The sequence below is a fragment of the uncultured Sphingorhabdus sp. genome, from assembly GCF_937872355.1.
GTDB lineage: Bacteria > Pseudomonadota > Alphaproteobacteria > Sphingomonadales > Sphingomonadaceae > Sphingorhabdus_B.
This window is the reverse complement of the sequence record NZ_CALMSV010000133.1, coordinates 1-18,150: the sequence shown is the minus strand read 5'-3', so window position 1 is coordinate 18,150 and position 18,150 is coordinate 1. Positions and strand designations below refer to the sequence as shown.

General features: G+C 57.8%; 24 protein-coding genes. 13 read left to right on the top strand and 11 right to left on the bottom strand.

All coding sequences use genetic code 11. The annotated features are described in order from the left end of the window. Positions 1 to 138, bottom strand: a 138-nt coding sequence (locus tag Q0239_RS18190) for an aconitase family protein (RefSeq protein WP_367276081.1), incomplete at its 3' end; no start/stop codon positions are given. A 135-nt stretch (positions 139 to 273) separates the two neighbouring features. Further along, positions 274 to 1,158, bottom strand: a complete 885-nt coding sequence (locus Q0239_RS08310) for a GyrI-like domain-containing protein (RefSeq protein ID WP_298601078.1) — start codon at positions 1,156 to 1,158, stop codon at positions 274 to 276. A 131-nt stretch (positions 1,159 to 1,289) separates the two neighbouring features. Between Q0239_RS08310 and Q0239_RS08305 the strand changes: the two genes are divergently transcribed. After that, complete coding sequence (locus Q0239_RS08305) at positions 1,290 to 1,691, top strand: thioesterase family protein (protein ID WP_298601075.1); 402 nt, start codon at positions 1,290 to 1,292, stop codon at positions 1,689 to 1,691. A gap of 17 nt (positions 1,692 to 1,708) precedes the next feature. After that, positions 1,709 to 2,224: a sterol desaturase family protein gene (locus Q0239_RS08300; RefSeq protein ID WP_298601072.1), complete on the top strand. Its 516-nt coding sequence runs from the start codon at positions 1,709 to 1,711 to the stop codon at positions 2,222 to 2,224. A 71-nt stretch (positions 2,225 to 2,295) separates the two neighbouring features. Here Q0239_RS08300 and Q0239_RS08295 read toward each other — a convergent pair whose 3' ends face one another. From Q0239_RS08295 to Q0239_RS08280, 4 genes are all read right to left on the bottom strand, one after another. After that, positions 2,296 to 2,481 (bottom strand): DUF2892 domain-containing protein, encoded by a 186-nt coding sequence (locus Q0239_RS08295; protein WP_298601069.1) that lies wholly within the window; start codon positions 2,479 to 2,481, stop codon positions 2,296 to 2,298. Between the two features lie 71 nt (positions 2,482 to 2,552). Continuing rightward, positions 2,553 to 3,161 (bottom strand): Crp/Fnr family transcriptional regulator, encoded by a 609-nt coding sequence (locus tag Q0239_RS08290; protein WP_298601066.1) that lies wholly within the window; start codon positions 3,159 to 3,161, stop codon positions 2,553 to 2,555. Between the two features lies 1 nt (position 3,162). Next, positions 3,163 to 3,516, bottom strand: coding sequence for a YbaN family protein (locus tag Q0239_RS08285; RefSeq protein WP_298601063.1), 354 nt, complete (start codon positions 3,514 to 3,516; stop codon positions 3,163 to 3,165). Continuing rightward, complete coding sequence (locus Q0239_RS08280; RefSeq protein WP_298601060.1) at positions 3,516 to 4,952, bottom strand: NAD-dependent succinate-semialdehyde dehydrogenase; 1,437 nt, start codon at positions 4,950 to 4,952, stop codon at positions 3,516 to 3,518. The genes Q0239_RS08285 and Q0239_RS08280 overlap by 1 nt, the downstream gene beginning before the upstream one ends. A gap of 115 nt (positions 4,953 to 5,067) precedes the next feature. Between Q0239_RS08280 and Q0239_RS08275 the strand changes: the two genes are divergently transcribed. From Q0239_RS08275 to Q0239_RS08255, 5 genes are all read left to right on the top strand, one after another. Further along, positions 5,068 to 6,249, top strand: coding sequence for a GGDEF domain-containing protein (locus Q0239_RS08275; protein WP_298601058.1), 1,182 nt, complete (start codon positions 5,068 to 5,070; stop codon positions 6,247 to 6,249). Between the two features lie 75 nt (positions 6,250 to 6,324). Further along, positions 6,325 to 7,245, top strand: coding sequence for an SMP-30/gluconolactonase/LRE family protein (locus Q0239_RS08270; RefSeq protein WP_298601055.1), 921 nt, complete (start codon positions 6,325 to 6,327; stop codon positions 7,243 to 7,245). Between the two features lie 10 nt (positions 7,246 to 7,255). Beyond that, entirely contained in the window at positions 7,256 to 7,954 is a 699-nt protein-coding gene (locus Q0239_RS08265) for a VIT family protein (protein WP_298601053.1), read from the top strand. A 3-nt stretch (positions 7,955 to 7,957) separates the two neighbouring features. Further along, positions 7,958 to 9,058, top strand: coding sequence for a DUF2855 family protein (locus Q0239_RS08260; RefSeq protein WP_298601050.1), 1,101 nt, complete (start codon positions 7,958 to 7,960; stop codon positions 9,056 to 9,058). After that, on the top strand, positions 9,055 to 9,702 hold the full coding sequence (locus Q0239_RS08255; RefSeq protein ID WP_298601045.1) for an HAD-IA family hydrolase: 648 nt from the start codon (positions 9,055 to 9,057) through the stop codon (positions 9,700 to 9,702). Before Q0239_RS08260 ends, Q0239_RS08255 begins: the two co-directional genes overlap by 4 nt. Here Q0239_RS08255 and Q0239_RS08250 read toward each other — a convergent pair. The 4 genes from Q0239_RS08250 to Q0239_RS08235 are packed head-to-tail and all read right to left on the bottom strand — an operon-like array spanning position 9,699 to position 12,818. After that, positions 9,699 to 10,049, bottom strand: a complete 351-nt coding sequence (locus tag Q0239_RS08250) for a hypothetical protein (RefSeq protein WP_298601042.1) — start codon at positions 10,047 to 10,049, stop codon at positions 9,699 to 9,701. The two genes, Q0239_RS08255 and Q0239_RS08250, sit on opposite strands and share 4 nt — an antisense overlap. Beyond that, on the bottom strand, positions 10,046 to 10,549 hold the full coding sequence (locus Q0239_RS08245) for a hypothetical protein (protein ID WP_298601039.1): 504 nt from the start codon (positions 10,547 to 10,549) through the stop codon (positions 10,046 to 10,048). Before Q0239_RS08245 ends, Q0239_RS08250 begins: the two co-directional genes overlap by 4 nt. 55 nt (positions 10,550 to 10,604) lie before the next feature. Beyond that, positions 10,605 to 11,768: a hypothetical protein gene (locus tag Q0239_RS08240; RefSeq protein ID WP_298601036.1), complete on the bottom strand. Its 1,164-nt coding sequence runs from the start codon at positions 11,766 to 11,768 to the stop codon at positions 10,605 to 10,607. Between the two features lie 42 nt (positions 11,769 to 11,810). After that, positions 11,811 to 12,818 carry a hypothetical protein gene (locus tag Q0239_RS08235; protein WP_298601033.1) on the bottom strand — a complete coding sequence of 336 codons (1,008 nt, stop codon included), beginning with the start codon at positions 12,816 to 12,818 and terminating at the stop codon, positions 11,811 to 11,813. A gap of 180 nt (positions 12,819 to 12,998) precedes the next feature. Between Q0239_RS08235 and Q0239_RS08230 the strand changes: the two genes are divergently transcribed. The 6 genes from Q0239_RS08230 (at position 12,999) to Q0239_RS08205 (ending at position 17,633) form a co-directional block, all read left to right on the top strand. Further along, positions 12,999 to 13,739 carry a hypothetical protein gene (locus tag Q0239_RS08230; RefSeq protein WP_298601030.1) on the top strand — a complete coding sequence of 247 codons (741 nt, stop codon included), beginning with the start codon at positions 12,999 to 13,001 and terminating at the stop codon, positions 13,737 to 13,739. A 95-nt stretch (positions 13,740 to 13,834) separates the two neighbouring features. Then, positions 13,835 to 14,542, top strand: coding sequence for a CoA transferase subunit A (locus Q0239_RS08225; protein ID WP_298601027.1), 708 nt, complete (start codon positions 13,835 to 13,837; stop codon positions 14,540 to 14,542). Then, the gene (locus tag Q0239_RS08220) at positions 14,542 to 15,201 is read left to right on the top strand and encodes a CoA transferase subunit B (RefSeq protein ID WP_298601025.1); all 660 of its coding nucleotides are present in this window, start codon (positions 14,542 to 14,544) and stop codon (positions 15,199 to 15,201) included. Before Q0239_RS08225 ends, Q0239_RS08220 begins: the two co-directional genes overlap by 1 nt. Before the next feature lie 173 nt (positions 15,202 to 15,374). Continuing rightward, entirely contained in the window at positions 15,375 to 15,650 is a 276-nt protein-coding gene (locus Q0239_RS08215; protein WP_298601022.1) for a hypothetical protein, read from the top strand. A gap of 37 nt (positions 15,651 to 15,687) precedes the next feature. Next, positions 15,688 to 16,917, top strand: coding sequence for a serine hydrolase (locus tag Q0239_RS08210; protein WP_298601020.1), 1,230 nt, complete (start codon positions 15,688 to 15,690; stop codon positions 16,915 to 16,917). A 32-nt stretch (positions 16,918 to 16,949) separates the two neighbouring features. Then, positions 16,950 to 17,633, top strand: coding sequence for a glutathione S-transferase family protein (locus tag Q0239_RS08205; RefSeq protein WP_298601017.1), 684 nt, complete (start codon positions 16,950 to 16,952; stop codon positions 17,631 to 17,633). On the opposite strand, the gene Q0239_RS08200 is transcribed toward Q0239_RS08205, so the two are convergent. Continuing rightward, on the bottom strand, positions 17,618 to 18,150 hold a 533-nt coding region (locus Q0239_RS08200), incomplete at its 5' end, for a RimK family alpha-L-glutamate ligase (protein ID WP_367276080.1). The two genes, Q0239_RS08205 and Q0239_RS08200, sit on opposite strands and share 16 nt — an antisense overlap.

The following is an 18,150-nucleotide window of genomic DNA, read 5'->3' as shown; positions in this document are numbered from 1 at the left end:
CAGCCCTTCAAAGGCTTGCGGGCTGGTCACTTCATGCACCAGATGGCGGTCGATAAAGATCAGGCAAGTGCCATCATCGCGGGCGGAGACGACATGAGCGTCCCAGATTTTTTGGTAGAGCGTGCGGGGCTGAGTCATATGCTTGGCCTAAAGGCACAGCACACCGCGCTTGGCAAGCAAGGATGTTTTAAACACGCAGCATTTTGGGCATTTTCCTTTTGCGCGCCGAAGGCGGTCGTGATTTGAGCGCGACCGCCTTCGTTGCATGTTGGCCTATTGCAATGGCAGGAACAGATCGGTGATGGCTTCGCGTTCGGGAACATCGGGGAAGAAGCTCACGCGCTGACAGTAAAGCGGAAAGTCGCGTAACTCTTCGCCGCTGTCGGGCAGCCATTCACGATACAGGAACATCGCGGGAGCCTCCAGATCGTCGGGATTTCCGACAACACGAAGCCGCGCGCAGCGACCGCCAGGTATCAATCCAGATTCAATAGCCGCGCTGGCATCGTCCAGTCCTTTGTCTGTCGCGACGCAAAGATCGAGCCGATAGTCGTCGTCTGCCGTTGACCGCGGATCGTTGTGAAAGATGTTATAGGTCGCGTGCAAAGACGGGCTGAGGCCATTGTTTTTACGCCATGCAATGAAGCGCTCGATCGACGACCGGATATTTCTCGGGCTGCCGCGATGTTGCATAATGGCGACCGGAATATCCGCTGTCGTTATGATTTCGACATCGTTCGCGGTGTAGTTGCTATCCATATATTTTCTCCGTGATGTTTCGAATGGCTCAAAGGCCGCAAGCCACGGATCCCAGTCGGGAGAAGAGCGGAATGACGAAGGCGATTGTCCGAATTTCTGGCGAAATGCCCGGGCAAAAGCGTCAGGTGCTTCGTAGCCGGTATCAAATGCTATATCGGTAACGGTGTCGCTGTCGCGAAAAGCAAGCCGGTACGAAGCCCGCTTCATTCTTGAAAGCTGGACAAAGCTATAGACCGAAATCCCGAACATTGCGGAAAACTGCCTATGGAAATGATGCTTTGAGAATGCCGCAATGCCGCTCAGCACATCGAGGCTGAGATCCGCTTCCGGATTCTGGTCTATATAGTTGACCACCCGCCGCATTCTGTCCTGATATTTGTTCAAAGCTGCCTTAGTCATCTTTATCTCCGTGGCAGTCTTAGTTAGCCGAGGGTCGGGACATGACGCTCGACCGATATTGCTTTTCTACAGCCGGTTGCTGTTCGTGGTGACTGGAAATTGTAACCTTTAGGTCGTATCTTCGAATCGAAATGAACACACTCTCCCATCTCTTCCCGATCAAAATCCTGCCCGAAGATATCGACTTCATGGGGCATGTGAACAACAGCCGCTATCTCAATTGGGTGCAGGAAGCGGTGCTCGAACATTGGCGAAATCTCGCTCCGCCCGAGGCCGTGGCACAGCGGGCGTGGGTCGCCCTGAAGCATGAGATTACCTATCGCAAGCCGGCATTTCTGGAAGATGTCGTTGTCGCCAATGTGGTGCTAGAAAGCATCCACGGTGCGCGCGCCTTTTACGAAACGGTGATTAAGCGCGGCGAAGAAGTGCTCGCCGAGGTCAAATCGAGCTGGTGCTGCATCGATGCCGAAACGCTGCGCCCTGCAAGGATCGGCGCGGATATTTCCGCCTATTTCTTTCCGAAGACAGATTAAACCGCTATAGTGGCTTTATGTCGCTTTTCGCCATCATCCTGACCGTTGTTGCCACATTCTTCGCGATGGAATTTGTCGCGTGGTCGAGCCACAAATATATCATGCACGGCTGGGGCTGGGGGTGGCATCGCGACCATCATGAGCCGCACGACAACGCGCTTGAAAAGAATGATTTATACGGGCTGGTGGGTGCGGCAATGAGCATTTCGATGTTCGCCATCGGTAGCCCGCTGGTGATGGGCGCGTCGGCGTGGGAGCTGGGGACGTGGATCGGCCTTGGTATCCTCTTTTACGGCATCGTCTATACTCTGATCCACGACGGGCTAATCCACCAACGCTATTTCCGCTGGGTGCCAAAACGTGGCTATGCCAAGCGGCTGGTACAGGCACATAAGCTTCACCATGCGACGATCGGCAAGGAGGGTGGCGTTAGCTTTGGCTTCGTCTTCGCGCGCGATCCGGCGGTACTGAAGCGGGAGCTGAAGGTCCAGCGCGAGGCGGGGATTGCCGTGGTGCGTGAGGCTGTGAGATAATTTACCAAAAATGGGGTGAGCGACCCGCGACCCTGCTCACCCCTGCTTCGCTCGAAAATTCGAACGAAATCTCAAATCTTGCAGGTGTTTATCCCCAATAATTTGTAGGCGGGGCAGAAGCCGAACAGACCTGTCAGGAGGGGCACCAGCCCTACCCATCCCCAAACAGTTTGCGGGCCGATAAAGACCGTTGCGAGCAGCGCAAGACCGACGATTATACGGAGAGTGCGATCGAGCTTACCTTCGTTGCAGGGCATGACTTTTTTCCTTCCATTTCATTTTTGTCGATGGAAGTCTTCTAGTGAGTCGAGCTGCTACTGTCGGTGACTTAGTCACCAAGTTCTTCGGCTAACTGTTGCAGTCTAGCGGAATCGATAATCCCGATGCGGCCACGTTGCAACTCTATCAGTCCGTCCTTGGCAAAGCGGCCCAACTGACGACTGACAGCGGCACGACCGGATCCCGTGTCGATCGCTAGAGCTTCATGAGTTGTGTCGATACCGTCGGCAGTATCGCGCAGCCGCAATAATGCTCTTGCAAGGCGCGCTTCGAAACCGATCAGCACTACATCTTCGACCAGTTGCTCCAGATCGGCAAAGCGATGGGCAACGGCAGCAAACAGATGTGTGCGGAAGTCGTCGTCTTCGCTCACCAATCTGTGAAAATCGGTTGCCGGTACCAATTCGGCGACAATGTCGGTCTCGGCAATTCCTTCCGCCGAATATCGGCGGCCTTCGACAAGGCAACCGAAAGTCTGCAAACAAACCTCTCCCGGTCGCACGCGGTAAAGTGTGATTTCCCGGCCATTCTCGGCGATCAGACTAACCCGGATAGTGCCGGAACGGACGATTACAAAACCTGGACATTCATCATCGGCATGGAACAAAACTGTTCCAGCGGTCACTTTTAACGGTCGGCCCAATTTAGGATTGTTCATTTTATGCCTCTGGGCGCCGCCAAAGCCAAGTGCCGCAAACCAGCCCGACCGCAGCGGGCAGTAGTGACCATGGCGGGGTCAGCGTCAATCCTCCGATCAAGGCACTCGCCAGAAACGCCGCGGTTGCCGACCATTTGGCACGTCGGCTGACCACACCCTTCTCTCGCCATGCAACCAGATGTGGGCCATATTTCGGGTGGTTCATCAGCTTGGCTTCGAGCGCAGGGCTGCTGCGCGCGAAACAAAAAGCGGCGAGAATCATGAAGGGCACGGTGGGCAGGATTGGCAGGAAAATGCCCACCGTTCCCAGCCCGACCGAAACCCATCCGGCAGCAAGATAAAGCTGCCGCTTCATCAGGCTTGGTGGATCGCCTTGGTCACATAATAGCTTTCCAGACCTTCGGGCCCGCCTTCGCTGCCAAAGCCCGATTCCTTGACGCCGCCAAAGGGCATATCGGGCATCGAAATCGCGGCAGTATTGATACCGACCATGCCAGCCTCGATAAGGTCGCCCGCCATATTCGCCTGACGGCCATTTTCGGTGTGGACGAAAGAGGCGAGGCCGAAGGGCAGGCGGTTGGCCTGTTCGATGGCGTCGTCAAATTTGGCAAAGGGGCGGATCAGCGCGACCGGGCCAAAAGGCTCGTTGGTCATGATGTCGGCTTCGAGCGGAACGTCAGATAATACGGTCGGCCGGAAGAAGAAGCCGTCGCCATTGTCCGCACTGCCGCCGGTGCCGACGCGTGCACCCTTGGCAATGGCATCCTGCACCAGAGCGCCGACTGCAGTCGGGCGGCGTGAATTGGCGAGGGGCCCCATGATCGTGTCCGCGTCCAAACCGTTGCCGACTTTCACCTTTGCCGTGCGTTCGTTAAACCCGGCAACAAAGCGGTCATAAATTCCTTCCTGCACATAAAAGCGCGTCGGCGATATGCAGACCTGCCCCGCATTGCGGAACTTCTGCGTGACGACGATGTCGAGCGTCTTTTCGAGGTTGCAGTCGTCAAAGACCAGAACGGGTGCATGTCCGCCCAGTTCCATCGTCACCCGTTTCACGCCATCGGCGGCGAGCTTCATCAGATGTTTGCCGACCGGGATAGAGCCAGTGAAGCTCAATTTCCGGATTACCGGCGATCCCAACAACTGGCGGCTGACCATGTCGGGGACGCCAAAAACCAGCTGTGCAACACCCGCCGGAATCCCGGCATCGGCGATACAGCGCATGATTTCGGAGGTCGATCCCGGCGTTTCCTCGGCTGGTTTGGCGATGACCGAACAACCGGTTGCCAGTGCTGCCGCGACCTTTTTCGACATCAGCGAAACCGGGAAGTTCCAAGGCGTTAATGAGGCAACAGGGCCCACCGGTTGTTTTAACACGAGTGCGCGCTGGCCTGCAGGGCGTAGCGCAATCCGGCCATAACTCCGCTTGGCTTCCTCGGCGCAAAATTCGAAAACTGCGGCGCAGGAGAGCGTCTCCGTGCGCGCTTCGGCGAGCGGCTTACCCTGCTCCATTGTCAGGAGCGTGGCGATTTGCTCGGCACGCTCGCGGATCAGCGCTGCCGTTTTGTGGAGCACCGCGGCGCGGGCATTAACGTCAGTCGCGCGCCAGAGGGTAAAACCTTTCGCCGAGGCTGCCAGCGCCTCGTCCAGATCGGCGGCGGTCGCCAGGGGCAGCTCGGTGAGGACCTCACCGGTGGCAGGATTAAGCACCTGATGCACGTCGCGGCCTTCGCCCGAGCGCCAGCTGCCATCGATGTAAAGGGCGGGATTCGCCTGATATTCGCGTGTCATGGATATCCTGTGGTAAGAAAATTCCTATGGCTATCATCTAGGCGCTTCAAATCGGCTTGGAAAGGGCGGTCGCTTTAACCTTGGCTTTACCGCAACTGGTTAATGTTGCGGCTTAATGGGCAAACCACATTTGATAGCCAAGTTCCGACTGCAGACCGCCAAGGTCTGGCGCTGGTTTGCGCCCCCGGTTCCGCGCTCAATTCTGGGCCCGCTCCATGCCGCGCAGCTTGAAAATGTGCGGACCCAGGTTCCGATGCTGCTTGCTGTGGCGGCGCTTAATACCTGCATTGTCATGGCTGTGTGCTGGAGCAATGGCCTCCCTTTTTCCAACTATGCCTGGATGACGGGCCTGATCCTTTATTGTTTTGCCCGGATGGCGGTTTGGAGACGGCTGCTCGAAAAGCCTATCCCGCTTGCGAAAGTACCGGTCATCATCAAGGCCAATGTCGGCCTGTCAGTGGGCATGATGGGCTTTTTGGGTATTGCGGCCTCGGTCACTTATATTGCCGGGACCTTTGCGTATGAAACGCTGATTCCGGTCTCATTGGCTTTTGGGGCCACGGCTATCGCGCATTGCCTCTACACGCTGCGACCGGCAGCGATCGGTGTTCTGATCATCGGTATTACGCCGGTGGCATTGTCGATGATTTTTACAGGAGAGTTCAATGCCAAGATGCTCGGCGTTTCCATGCTGAGCGTCGAAGCCTTGATGATCCGCTTCGTCGCGGCTCAGTACGACCGGCTGATCGAAGGGCTTTTCCTCGAACAGCAGATTCGAGAATTGGCCGATACTGATCCGCTAACCAGTCTGCCCAACCGCCGTGCCATGATGGCGTCGATCGAGGCGGAGCTGGATTGCGGCACTGGCAAAAAGCCCTCCTTTGGCATTGCGTTGCTCGATCTTGATGGCTTCAAGCAGGTCAATGATAGCCTCGGCCACCATGCCGGAGATCTGATGTTACTAGGTGTCGGTGGGCGTCTGGCCGACGCGGCAGAGGCGCAGGACAGCGTGGGCCGTCTTGGCGGCGATGAATTTATCGTGCTGTTCCGCAATGTCGCGGACAAGGCAGACCTATCCGCACGCACCACGGCGATGCTCGCCGCGTTGTGCCGACCAATTGATCTTGATGGTAATCGCCTGCCAGTGGCCGCGAGTCTCGGCTATGCGCTCTATCCGGAGGATGGCGAAACCGTCCGCGAAGTCATGCACGTCGCCGACGCCGCGCTTTATGCCGAAAAGCGCGCGGGCAAATCACGAGCGCAAGCCGTAGCGTCAAGCCGCCAACACGCCGCATAAGCCGCATTATCAGGCTTCCCAAACGCTTTTCCTGCTGCCAGCTTGGGCGGTGAGAGAGATTGGGAGGACTTGAACATGGCAGATATGGTAACCATCACCGACGGACTTCGTTTTCCTGAAGGGCCAGTTGTGATGCCCGATGGCAGCGTCATCGTCACCGAGATTGAACAGGGCAAGATTACACGGGTCAAACCCGATGGCAGCAAGGAAACCGTAGCTACAACGGGCGGCGGCCCCAACGGCCTTGCCCTTGGCCCCGATGGAAAGCTCTATTGCTGCAACAATGGCGGCTTCGAATATGCCGAGGCCAATGGCTATCTGGCACCGCACGGCATTGCCAATGACTATTCGGGCGGGCGGATAGAGCGCATCGATATCGCGACCGGTCAGGTTGAGATACTCTACAAATCCGGCGATCATGGCTGCGTCCTGCGCGGCCCCAATGACATCGTCTTCGACGAGCATGGCGGCTTCTGGTTCACCGACCATGGCAAGGTAGACTATGCCAAACGCTGCCACGATATTGTCGGCATCTTCTATGCGAAAATCGATGGCAGCCATCTGGAAGAAGTGATCTTTCCCTCGAACAACCCCAATGGCGTCGGCCTCGCGCCCGATGGCAGCGCGCTCTATGCTGCGGAAACCTACACCTGCCGGTTGATGAAGTTCAACATCACTGCCCCCGGCAAGGTCGCACCCGATGCAGGCCCCGGCGGCCCCGGCATCCCGCTCTATCGCCCTGCCGGCTATAAATTCTTCGACAGTCTCGCGATGGAGGCGAATGGCAATATCTGTGTCGCGACCATCGGCGAATGCGGAATCAGTGTGATCTCGCCCGCAGGGGAATTGGTCGAATTTGTCGCGACCGATGATATCTTCACCACCAACATCGCCTTTGGTGGCGATGATATGATGGACGCCTATATCACTTTGTCGGGCAGCGGGCGGCTGGTGAAGACGCGCTGGAACCGGCCCGGCCTCAAGCTGCAATATTGAAGGGACGCCAATGTCGCGCCTGCATATCGAAGCCCATGTCATCAACCGAATAGGCTGGCTGCGTGCGTCGATATTGGGCGCGAATGACGGAATCGTTTCGACGGCCAGTCTGATTGCCGGGGTTGCAGCGGCTGGTGCCTCGCAATCGAACATTTTGGTGACGGGTATTGCCGGACTGGTTGCGGGTGCGATGTCGATGGCGGCGGGGGAATATGTCTCGGTCAGTTCACAGGGGGAGGCCGAAAAGGCGGATGTTGCGCGCGAGACAGCGGAGCTGGAAACCCAGCCCGAATTCGAACGAGAAGAACTGATTGGGATCTACGAAAAGCGCGGGCTTGATCGTGATCTGGCGGAAAAAGTTGCCGACAAGTTGATGGCAAGCAATGCGCTCGAAGCGCATTTGCGCGATGAACTGGGACTGACCAGCGAGATGTCGGCACGGCCGATACAGGCGGCGCTGGCTTCGGCTGCGGCATTTGCTGCCGGGGCTGCACTGCCCCTGATATTGGTTCCCCTGTTTCCCGGACCTTCCCTCACATGGATTGTTTCGGGTGCGTCGCTGCTCTTCCTTGCCATTTTGGGTGTGGTAGGCGCAAAAGCGGGCGGCGCACCGGTTGGAAAGGGCGTGCTGCGCGTGACATTCTGGGGCGCAGTTGCCATGGCAGCGACAGCGGCAATCGGCTCGCTGTTCGGAACAACGGTAGGATAGATTATGAGCAATGCAGCATGGGCCATCGACATTGATCGCGACGATGTCAGCAAAACCGAAGTCGTAACCGCCGAAACCGCGATCGGCCCCGGCGAGATTTTGGTGCATGTCGATAGCTATGCGATGACCGCCAATAATGTGACCTATGCCGTCTTCGGCAAGCCCGCTGGCTTATTCGGCAATGAACAGGGCTATTGGGATTTCTTCGCTGAGCGCGGCGTTCCGGGGCGGCTGCCGGTCTGGGGTTTCGCGACCGTTTTGGTGAGCGATGTGGAGGGCGTTGCCCCCGGCGATCGCTATTATGGCTATTACCCGATGGCGAGCCATGCGGTGCTGATGCCAGGGCACATCGGTGGCGGCAGTTTCGTGGATGTAACCCCGCGCCGTACGACCCTTCCGCCGATCTACAACCAGTATCAGCGGGTCGAGGCGATTCCCGACTATAAGCCCGAGCATCACGATTACTGGCCGGTCTTCCGTCCGCTCTTCCTCACCGGATGGCTCATTGCTGACCAGTTCGAGGATGAAGGCGATTATGGTGTGGCTCAGCTGTTGATCGCCAGTGCGTCGAGCAAGACCGCCATCGGCCTGGCGCATGCGATGAAGCAGCGCTGCGAACGGCCACGCACGATCGGGCTCACCAGCAAGGCGAATGCTGCTGCACTGGCGGATCTTGGCATTTATGACGAGGTAGTTGCCTATGATGATATCGCCACGCTTGACGCGTCTGTGCCATCAGCTTTGGTTGATATGGCTGGGAACGGCGCAGTCACCGCAGCAGTCCACAACCATTTCGCCGATGCCCTCAAATATTCGATGATCGTCGGCAAGTCGCACTGGGACGCCGCCCCCGAAATGGGCGAACTACCTGGTCCGGTGCGCGAAGGCTTTTTCGCCCCCGGCCGCAGCCAGAAACGCATCGCCGATTGGGGTGCGCGCGGCTTTGGCGAGCGCATTGCCTCTGCATGGCTGGGCTTTATGGAAGTTGCCCCTTCGATCGCCAACATCGACACACGCGGCGGCAGCGACGGCGCGCTTGCCGCCTATCATGAAGTATTGAGCGGCGCAGCCGATCCCAAGACAGGAATCATTGTTACCCCATGATCTTTTCCCATGTGATTTTCGATTTCGGCGGGGTCATCACCTCGTCACCCTTTGAAGCGTTCAATCGGCTGGAGGCTGAGCGCGGCCTGCCCAATGATTTCATCCGCAGCGTCAACGCGATCAACCGCGACAACAATGCATGGGCGAAATTCGAGCGCGCCGAAATTGACGCCGACGGCTTCGACGCCCTGTTCGCGGCGGAGGCCGAAGCAATGGGTCATCCGCTCGACGGCGCATCTGTGATCGCCTGTCTTGCGGGCGATGTGCGCCCTTATATGGTCACCGCGCTCGATCGGTTGAAGGAGGAGGGCTTTGGCATTGGCTGCATCACCAACAATGTGAAGGCCGGGCGCGGTGCGGCAATGGCGCGCAGCGAGGATAAGGCACTGCAGGTAGAGGCCATCATGGCGCGGTTCGACCATGTGATCGAAAGTTCGAAAGCAGGCGTACGCAAACCCGACCCGCGCATTTACCAGATGATGTGCGAGGCGCTTTCGGTGTCGCCAGAAGCCTGCATCTATCTCGATGATCTCGGAATCAACTGCAAACCTGCGTCCCAGTTGGGGATGCACGCGATTAAGGTAACCAGCGGCGAGCAAGCGCTCGCCGATCTGGAGGCGGCAGTGCGGTTGAAGTTGAGCTAAGGCTTTGGCGTCACACGCTGTGTCGTCGGTTTTGCTTTTTTACGCTGTTTGCGTGATTTTACCTCTCCTCTATCGCCGCTTTGCCGTTCGATTTCTTCCCATTGGTTTCGGGCCCCGTAGGCAGACCGAATGTCTGCATCATTGAGGCAGTCAGTCGCTTGGTCAATTTGCTTTTGCAATTCAGATGCAGCGCCATAGCTTGATGGATATTCGCCGGGACCATTGCCGTTTGTAGGCTGCTCGCCAGACTGCTGGCAGGTGACCGGAGACTTGCTATTCGAAGACACCTGTTGCGCATTCGGAGAGGCTGGCGGATTTGCCAACAGCAATAGGGCGACGGTGATCATCGCGCGACCTGCGCCGGACCGCTGATCCGCGTATATTCATGCTTCATCACATCACCGTTGGGCATATTGTCGCTGGTGTCTAGCTTGTCACCTGTGCAGGAATAGCTTGTCGTCCCCCCATTGCCGACCAGCTTATCGCCTTGTTCCTGAACATTGAAACCGCCTCCCCCTGACGAGCACATCGTGCCATCGTCGTTGAAGGTCATCGAATAGGAATCGGGTGCGCCTAAGGCAATGTTCATACCTTTAGATTTCAGATAGGCTAGCGGGCCACCGCCCGTCGGCTTCCACGTTCCCAGCATGCATTTGTCGATTACAACCGGTACGTCGAGGCAAGTATCGGTGGGCACCGCCGACTGATGTGGATTCATTCCTGCGGCACAGGCTAGTGTCGCACTCTCCTCCACAGCACTTTCGTCGTCCGGGCTTTTGGTCGCGTAAATCGCAGCCGCCGCCAGATCGGTGACGGTAACCAAACCCAGTATCGTCGATCTCTGCATTCAGCCCGTGCCCTTCCAACAGTTATCTGACTCCGGCGCGATGACCTTTGTTACATCAATCGCGGACCCTCGGTTTCAAATCCTCGACCCGTGGTTCCTCACTTCCCGATGCAGTGTCGGGCAATTGTTCGGGATGATTGCGCGCTCCGCAAGCGCTGATAATTACACTGAACGGAGCGCTTTCGCTGCCATCCGAATAGCGCATATATGCAGCCCAAAATGCCGCGCTGCAGAAACGGCCGGGCATTATCTGGTTCATGATCGCTGAACCCGGGCGGGGTACACCGGTGAAGGGCAGGTTTATCGAGACCGTGGGATTCAGGAAGCGCACAGGAACGCGAATTTCACGCGACGCCGTCGGGCCCGGAATTCCCTCGATCTGGATTGAGCGTAAGAACAGTTGCGTTGGCCGCTTGTCGGCTGGCGGACGGAGCATGTCGATCTGGAATTTCTCGAACGCTGCGGCATCAATCGTACATGGTCGTATCTGGAAATCGCGGACAAAGCGCGTGTTTCGCCGTGATCCGTCAGGCTGGGCGATGTCGAGGCTGATGATGTCCAACTGATATGTACATTGCCGGTAATCCCATTCGCGCTGCTCGCGGGGGGTACGCCCGCCAGGGACAGGCGTAGTTCCGCCACTGGGCGTGGTCGTCACTGTGCCCGTCGGGGCAGCCACGCTATTCTGCATCTGGGCGACAAGCCCCTTTCGTGTGCCGTTAAACGGCTGCCACGCCCCTTTGCGCGCGCGCCCATCGGGATAACGACACACCCAGCGTTTCTGGCCGGTAAAGGCATTTTCGGCAGCGTTGAATGTGATATCAAACTCACCATAGTCATTGGCATCATCGCCGGGACGATAGCCATTGGGGCGGGTTGCGGCGCATGCCCCGGACGGTCGGTAGCTACCCTCAGCTGCGCTCGGGCGCCAACCATCTTCGGCCCCCATGATCCAATATTCACCCTGCCAGCGCAAATTGCGATAACTGCCTTGCATTTCGACATAAGCAAGCGATCCTGCATCGCGGCGCGCGCCCATGCCGCTACGCCAATTGTCGCGCGGATAGAGGGTCGAGGCATTCGCATATATGCGCAGATCGCCGTCTGCGGTGCTCCAATCTGAATCGGTGCCCACTTGCGCCTGCGCGCTTGTCAGCCCGGTGCAGATAGCTGCAACCCAGAACGCTACACTCAATGGCCGAAACTTCAAACCCAACATACTGCGGCTCCCAGTCGATTTTGGATTCACTTGCCGAAAACGTCACATCTTCGGAGTGATATCTTCTACCCTGCGGATACTCTCGATATTGCCTGGGCCGCATTCCATTAGAACTATGCCATTGCCTGCGTGGATCGCGCCAGTACCATCGCGAACGGAGACGGCCCAAAAGTCGTGGCGGCATACCGAGCCCGGAGGGATGACTTCGGTCGTGTCACCGCGCTTCCAGAATTTCAGACCCCGGACTTCCTGGAACACTTCACGATCAGTTGGGTGTCGGGGCAATATGGTGTTCCCGGAAATTGCGCGGGCGACTGCTTCGCGATCATCGGACAGCGGTGTGAAAATAACTCGATCTACCGCCTTTGGCATGTCTTTCAGCAGCCGCATCCGAAGCGGGCGCAAGATCGGGAGAATACAGGGTTCAATTGCAGCGACGGCATTGCGCGATACTGCATTGCACGGTCCATCATAAGGGAAAGATGGCACCGGGACGGCACGGCTGCTTGGCGCGACACTATATTCGATGGGGACCCAATGACCGGTGAATTCTGGTGATCCATCGGGTGGCAGATCGGAATAGGTACCTTCGCGGCAATAGACAACGTCGCCCCGAAAGGTCTTTCCATCGCTGGTAAACCCGATGCGGATGCTCCCCCAATGATAGCTGTTAGGTGGCGTTATCGTGTGGGGAACGCGGGTCATCTTAGTGCTGCATTTTTGCGCGCGGTTCAGCGTGCGGGGGATGTTTCCATCACGATCCTGCACAGCAACCCAGCGTCCGACGAACACCCAGCTTTCGGGGCCCGAACCCTCGGTGCGTTCAAAATAGCCCCATATGATATGACCGTCGCGAAAGGAGAACTGGCCGTTTTGTCCTGATCGTCTTCGGTCACCGCGTTCGTAGGAAAAGGTGGCAGGGCCCCAACTGGTGTCATAATTGCCCCGTTCAGGCTCAAATCGACCCGGGATCGGATCTGCCCACAGCACGGCCGCGATCCCTGTCGTAGCAAGCAGTGCGAGGTAAAGAATCGTCCGGTATATCGTCATTACGGAGCCTCCGGCGCATCGCGCGATACCTAACTTAAGTTCCTCAAGCTATCCGGAAGCGTTGCCGTCGACCATCCCATGAACTGGGGATAGTGACCCATCGCATGCCGCGATATTCTCACAACATCGCACGCTGATATTCCGCTTGGGAACGGCGTTGCCCAACCAAGGAGACGCGTCATGTTGTCGAGAATTGGCACAGTGGGAAGCCTGCTGTTTTTGGTCATTGGGGCCTTTGCCTGGTCGGCGACCGGTAAGGATGATGAGCCAGAATTTGCTACTGCTCCCTGTACCGACAGCGAAGGTGCCAGCACCGGGTTTTTCTGCCAGCCGCTATCTGCCAAGGGCAAGCTCGTCAAAGCATGCGACGATAAGAAACCCAAAGATCTGGCCACATGCCAGTCGCAGGGTGCGAGGGCCTATTGCAGCCGCAGGGGCTATTCGCAGGTCCTGTCTTATGCAGCCGACGCAAGGGGGAATCTGAGCGAGCTGGTTTGTTCGCGCCAGACAATCACTTCGGTGGCAGCAGCGGCTCCAGTCGAGGAATGGCAGCCGATGTTCAACGTCAACATCATGGGTTATGACCACCGCGAATTTGCCGTTGCCAACGCCAATGACTGGCAAAGCTGCAAGCGCGGCTGCGATGCCGATGGCAGCTGCCAAGCTTGGACTTTGGTCCCCGAACGCAAAATGTGCTATATGAAATGGGATGGCCGGGCTGAATTGTTGCAGTCAGACCCTTGCTGCATAACGGGTGTCAAAGGCATGGCAACCGCAGGTCCTGCCGCAAGCCAGAAGAAGGTCCGCACGCCAGAAGAATTGCGCCGACTGGGTCAGCGCACAAAGGGTGCCGCCGAGGATGAGGTCGGTCGCCGTGCAGAAGATGCTGTGCGTCGCGGGATCGGTGATATCCTCAACTGACGTAAGGGAAAGGGCGAGCGCAGCCCTTGCGGAAAGCCGACTGAACGGTTAGGTGGCTGGGTCTCTCCCAACCCCAGCCGTAAGGTCGGTATCCTATGAAAAAACTCTATCCCGACGCAAAGGCCGCGCTTGATGGCCTGCTGCGTAACGATATGCTCATCGCCAGCGGCGGTTTTGGCCTGTGCGGCATTCCCGAACGTTTCCTTGAGGCGATTATGGACAGCGGCGTCACGGGTCTGACATTCGCCTCGAACAATGCCGGTATCGACAATGAAGGCATCGGCAAGCTGCTCCGTACCAAGCAGGTGAAAAAGATGATCGCCTCTTATGTTGGCGAGAATAAGGAGTTTGAGCGCCAGTTCCTCTCGGGCGAACTTGAGGTCGAGTTCTGTCCGCAAGGCACGCTCGCCGAGCGCATGCGTGCAGGCGGTGCGGGCATCCCCGGTTTCTACACCAAGACCGGTGTCGGCACGCAAGTGGCCGAGGGCAAGGAAGTAAAGGTCTTCGACGGTGAGGAATATATCCTCGAACGTGGCATCTTTGCCGACCTCAGCCTGGTAAAGGCATGGAAAGCGGATGAGAGCGGCAATGTGGTTTTCCGCAAGACCGCGCGCAATTTCAACGTGCCTGCTGCGACCTGCGGCAAGGTCTGTGTGGTCGAGGTAGAGGAAGTAGTGCCGGTCGGCAGCCTCGATCCCGATGCGATCCATCTTCCCGGCGTCTATGTGCAGCGGATGATAATCGGCAGCCCCTATGACAAGAAGATAGAGTTCCGCACCGTTCGCGAAAGGGAGGCAGCATAATGACCATACATGATGGACTCGCCAAAGGCTGGACCCGCGACCAGATGGCGGCGCGCGCGGCGAAGGAGTTGCAGGACGGTTTCTATGTGAACCTCGGCATCGGCATCCCGACGCTGGTGGCAAACCATATTCCGGACGGAATGGATGTGACGCTGCAGTCGGAAAATGGCATGCTCGGTATCGGTCCATTCCCTTATGACGATGAGGTCGACCCCGATCTGATCAACGCTGGCAAGCAGACGATCAGTGAGCTGCCGCAATCGGCCTATTTCGATAGCGCGCAGTCTTTCGCGATGATCCGAGGCGGGCATATTGACCTGACCGTGCTTGGCGCGATGGAAGTCGCCGAAAATGGCGACATTGCCAACTGGATGGTTCCCGGCAAGATGATCAAAGGCATGGGCGGCGCGATGGATCTGGTCGCAGGTGTCAAAAAGATCATCGTGGTGATGGAGCATGTCGCGAAGGACGGTTCGCCCAAATTCATCCCCGCCTGCACTCTGCCGCTGACCGGTCGAAATGTGGTTGATATGGTGATCACTGATCTTGCCGTGTTCCAGCGGCCGGATCATCAGTCACCTTTTCGGCTGATTGAAATGGCTCCGGGGGTGACCACAGCGGACATAGCGGCGAAAACGACGGCGCACTACTTGGAGTGAGCGGCGCTACGTTGAATATCTGGCTTATTGCGGCAGGGCTGGGCAGTCTTGCCGCATCTGTCCTTCATCTTGCGTGTATTATCGGCGGACCTGCTTGGTACCGCTTTTTAGGTGCAGGCGAGGGAATGGCCCGGATGGCGACGCAAGGCTCATGGGTTCCCGCTGCGATAACAATGTCCATCGCAGCGGTCCTTGCCGTCTGGTCCGCCTATGCTTTTTCAGCGGCGGGGCTGTTGGCGCGGCTCCCACTGGCGCGCACTGCGCTTGTGTTGATTAGCGCAGTGTTGTTGTTGCGTTCAGCGGCGTTTTTCGTGCGATCCAGCTGGCGGCCTGATCTTTCCTTTGGTTTCATGCTGTGGTCCTCGCTGATCGTCTTTGCACTCGGCCTTTGCTTTGCCATTGGCACTTGGCAAGCTTGGCCCGAACTGTCCGAAAAGGCCGCGAAATGAATCTGCTCTTCAGAATGGAAAGAAGCGACAACGGTCGATGAAACGAATTTGCATCATACTGGCCGTTCTAGCCGCGCTGGCCCTCGCTGGCTGGTTCGGTACGGAAAGCATTGATGACGGCGGGCCATTGGCAGAGGCGCCGACCATTTCGCGCCTGACCGCCGAAGACCTGCCCGACACGCCCGACGAGTGGGAGGGCCGGATCGATTATCCCGCGCTGGAACAGCAACTGGCCGAACTTTCACTGCGCCCCGAAATGGCCGGGCTTGCGGTGGCTGTAGTTGAGGATGGTCGATTGAGCTTCGTTCGCACTTATGGCTTTGCCGACCGGTCGACTGGCGCCGTAGTGACACCACAAACGGTGTTTCGCTGGGCCTCGGTTTCGAAGACAGCGGCGGGCGCCCCCGCCGCCTCTCTGGCCGGTGAAGGAGGGGGCGGTCTGGGGAAGGCGAGTACCCCCCCGGGCGCCCCCCTTCGACTGCCCGGCGGAGCCGAATCGCGCATAACGTTCGGACAATTATTGTCGCAGCAAACGGGGCTCACCAAAAATGCCTATGACGAACGGCTGGAAGACGGACAAAATCCAGCCCGGATTCGTGCGGACCTTGTTGCCGCACCGCTGCAATGCATTCCGGCCACCTGTCATACCTATCAGAATGTCGCATTCGATGCCGCCAGCGAGATTTTGGGTCAGGCGGCCCAAAGGCCTTATGCCGAGGCAGTTGTGGATCGCTTCTTTCGACCTCTGGGCATGCGCAGTGCCGGTTTTGGCATGGCAGGGCTGACCAAAGCGAGGGATTGGGCAAAGCCGCATAATGGCTCAAATGTCCGCCCGTTGAAGGAAGCCTATTGGCGCGTACCCGCGGCTGCCGGGATTGACAGCAATATCGTCGATTTCGCGCGCTGGATGCAGGCGATGATGGGAGAGCGGCCCAAGGTTATTTCGCCCGCAGTGCTCAAGCTGGCGCATAGCCCGCGCGTCAAAACCGGACGGCTTTATGGCGGCGATCTCAGGCAGGTGAACAGCGATGCCTATTATGGCCTCGGCTGGCGCAGTTTTTCTTATAACGGGCTACGGCTGGACGGCCATTCAGGTGCGGTTGACGGCTATCGAGCGACGATGATTTTTGAACCTGCTACCCGCACCGGGGTTGTGGCGATGTGGAACAGCAATTGGGGCTTTCCCTTTCGCATCCCTTTTGCGGCGATTGATAGTTACCACAACAAGCAGGATTCGAACTGGTTGGATACAAGCCGAATACCATAAGTGGCGGCAGGGCAACAGGAAGGCGGCAAGCAATGGGCTACACATTAATCACCGCAAACCGGAACTACTCCAGTTGGTCGTTGCGGCCGTGGTTGTTGATGAAGGGGCTGGGTCTGGAATTTAAAGACCGGCTGGAACCCTTCACCAAGCCGAGCAACTATGACGATTTCCGCGCCTTCTCCCCCACAGGCCAGGTGCCGGTGTTGTTGCACGAAGGCCGCACGATCTACGATTCGATGGGTATCACACTCTATCTAGCTGATCGCCATGACGGTGTATGGCCAAAAGATCCCGACGCGCGTGCCTGGGCGCAATGCGCGGCGGTGGAAATGCACAGCGGCTTTTCCGCGCTGCGCAATGATTGCACGATGAATGTCGGCGTGCGGGTGAAGCCCAAACCGATGTCCGATGCACTGAAAGCCAATGTCGCGCGCATCCGTGAGTTGTTCGAAGAGGGGCTGGCGCGTTTCGGCGGGCCTTATTTAGCCGGTGCCGAGTTTAGTGCAGTCGACGCCTTCTTTGCGCCCGTGGCTTACCGCGTGCGAACCTATGGGCTAGACGTCGGCAAGGGGCAGGAATGGGTCGACCACATCATCGCCCACTCTGCGATGCAAGAATGGGAAGCCGCCGCGCTCAAAGAAGAGTGGCGCGAAGTAGGTCATGAGGAAGAATTGCGGGCGTGCGGGGACGTTGTGGCGGATTATCGGGAGGTCTGAGCTTTAGTCTTCACCGCCTCTGCAAACATCGCCCCTTCATCTGCTGCAAAGTGCAGGAATAGGCTGGGCTCGATCAGTTCCAGTTCCATCAGTCGGAAGGCACCTTCGCCGTCGCGGACCATATCGATGCGGGCATAAGTGAGCTGGCCGCAATCGAGCAACTTATCGGTAGCCGCAAGAGCTGCTTCGGCCAAAACCTTCGCATCTTCGGGCGCATCTATGCCGCGTTCGACGCCGCCAAATTGTTCCTGCACACGGAAATCGCCCTCGGCAGGATGCTTGCTGATCGCGTGGCTGTAGTGGCCGCCAAAGTAAAAGAGCGAATATTCGCCATCCTCGGCAATCGCGGGAAGATAGGGTTGCACCAGCATCCGCTGTCCCACGGCTTCGGCAGGAAGCGGGTCGGATGGGCCAATCAGATAGGTTCCATCAGCGCCGCCCGAGATCGGCGGCTTCACCACCAGACTCGGGCTTTCGAGGATTTCGCGCGCGCTTGCCAGCGCAGCGTCGCTCATCG

Bases quoted from the DNA above. Each gene is read 5' to 3' on its own strand.
- Q0239_RS08245 (WP_298601039.1), bottom strand. From the start codon at position 10,549: ATGCAGAGATCGACGATACTGGGTTTGGTTACCGTCACCGATCTGGCG.
- Q0239_RS08300 (WP_298601072.1), top strand. From the start codon at position 1,709: ATGTCGCTTTTCGCCATCATCCTGACCGTTGTTGCCACATTCTTCGCG.
- Q0239_RS08255 (WP_298601045.1), top strand. From the start codon at position 9,055: ATGATCTTTTCCCATGTGATTTTCGATTTCGGCGGGGTCATCACCTCG.
- Q0239_RS08205 (WP_298601017.1), top strand. From the start codon at position 16,950: ATGGGCTACACATTAATCACCGCAAACCGGAACTACTCCAGTTGGTCG.
- Q0239_RS08305 (WP_298601075.1), top strand. From the start codon at position 1,290: ATGAACACACTCTCCCATCTCTTCCCGATCAAAATCCTGCCCGAAGAT.
- Q0239_RS08290 (WP_298601066.1), bottom strand. From the start codon at position 3,161: ATGAACAATCCTAAATTGGGCCGACCGTTAAAAGTGACCGCTGGAACA.
- Q0239_RS08285 (WP_298601063.1), bottom strand. From the start codon at position 3,516: ATGAAGCGGCAGCTTTATCTTGCTGCCGGATGGGTTTCGGTCGGGCTG.
- Q0239_RS08270 (WP_298601055.1), top strand. From the start codon at position 6,325: ATGGCAGATATGGTAACCATCACCGACGGACTTCGTTTTCCTGAAGGG.
- Q0239_RS08215 (WP_298601022.1), top strand. From the start codon at position 15,375: ATGTCCATCGCAGCGGTCCTTGCCGTCTGGTCCGCCTATGCTTTTTCA.
- Q0239_RS08265 (WP_298601053.1), top strand. From the start codon at position 7,256: ATGTCGCGCCTGCATATCGAAGCCCATGTCATCAACCGAATAGGCTGG.
- Q0239_RS08260 (WP_298601050.1), top strand. From the start codon at position 7,958: ATGAGCAATGCAGCATGGGCCATCGACATTGATCGCGACGATGTCAGC.
- Q0239_RS08295 (WP_298601069.1), bottom strand. From the start codon at position 2,481: ATGCCCTGCAACGAAGGTAAGCTCGATCGCACTCTCCGTATAATCGTC.
- Q0239_RS08220 (WP_298601025.1), top strand. From the start codon at position 14,542: ATGACCATACATGATGGACTCGCCAAAGGCTGGACCCGCGACCAGATG.
- Q0239_RS08230 (WP_298601030.1), top strand. From the start codon at position 12,999: ATGTTGTCGAGAATTGGCACAGTGGGAAGCCTGCTGTTTTTGGTCATT.
- Q0239_RS08210 (WP_298601020.1), top strand. From the start codon at position 15,688: ATGAAACGAATTTGCATCATACTGGCCGTTCTAGCCGCGCTGGCCCTC.
- Q0239_RS08225 (WP_298601027.1), top strand. From the start codon at position 13,835: ATGAAAAAACTCTATCCCGACGCAAAGGCCGCGCTTGATGGCCTGCTG.
- Q0239_RS08240 (WP_298601036.1), bottom strand. From the start codon at position 11,768: ATGTTGGGTTTGAAGTTTCGGCCATTGAGTGTAGCGTTCTGGGTTGCA.
- Q0239_RS08275 (WP_298601058.1), top strand. From the start codon at position 5,068: ATGGGCAAACCACATTTGATAGCCAAGTTCCGACTGCAGACCGCCAAG.
- Q0239_RS08280 (WP_298601060.1), bottom strand. From the start codon at position 4,952: ATGACACGCGAATATCAGGCGAATCCCGCCCTTTACATCGATGGCAGC.
- Q0239_RS08310 (WP_298601078.1), bottom strand. From the start codon at position 1,158: ATGACTAAGGCAGCTTTGAACAAATATCAGGACAGAATGCGGCGGGTG.
- Q0239_RS08235 (WP_298601033.1), bottom strand. From the start codon at position 12,818: ATGACGATATACCGGACGATTCTTTACCTCGCACTGCTTGCTACGACA.
- Q0239_RS08250 (WP_298601042.1), bottom strand. From the start codon at position 10,049: ATGATCACCGTCGCCCTATTGCTGTTGGCAAATCCGCCAGCCTCTCCG.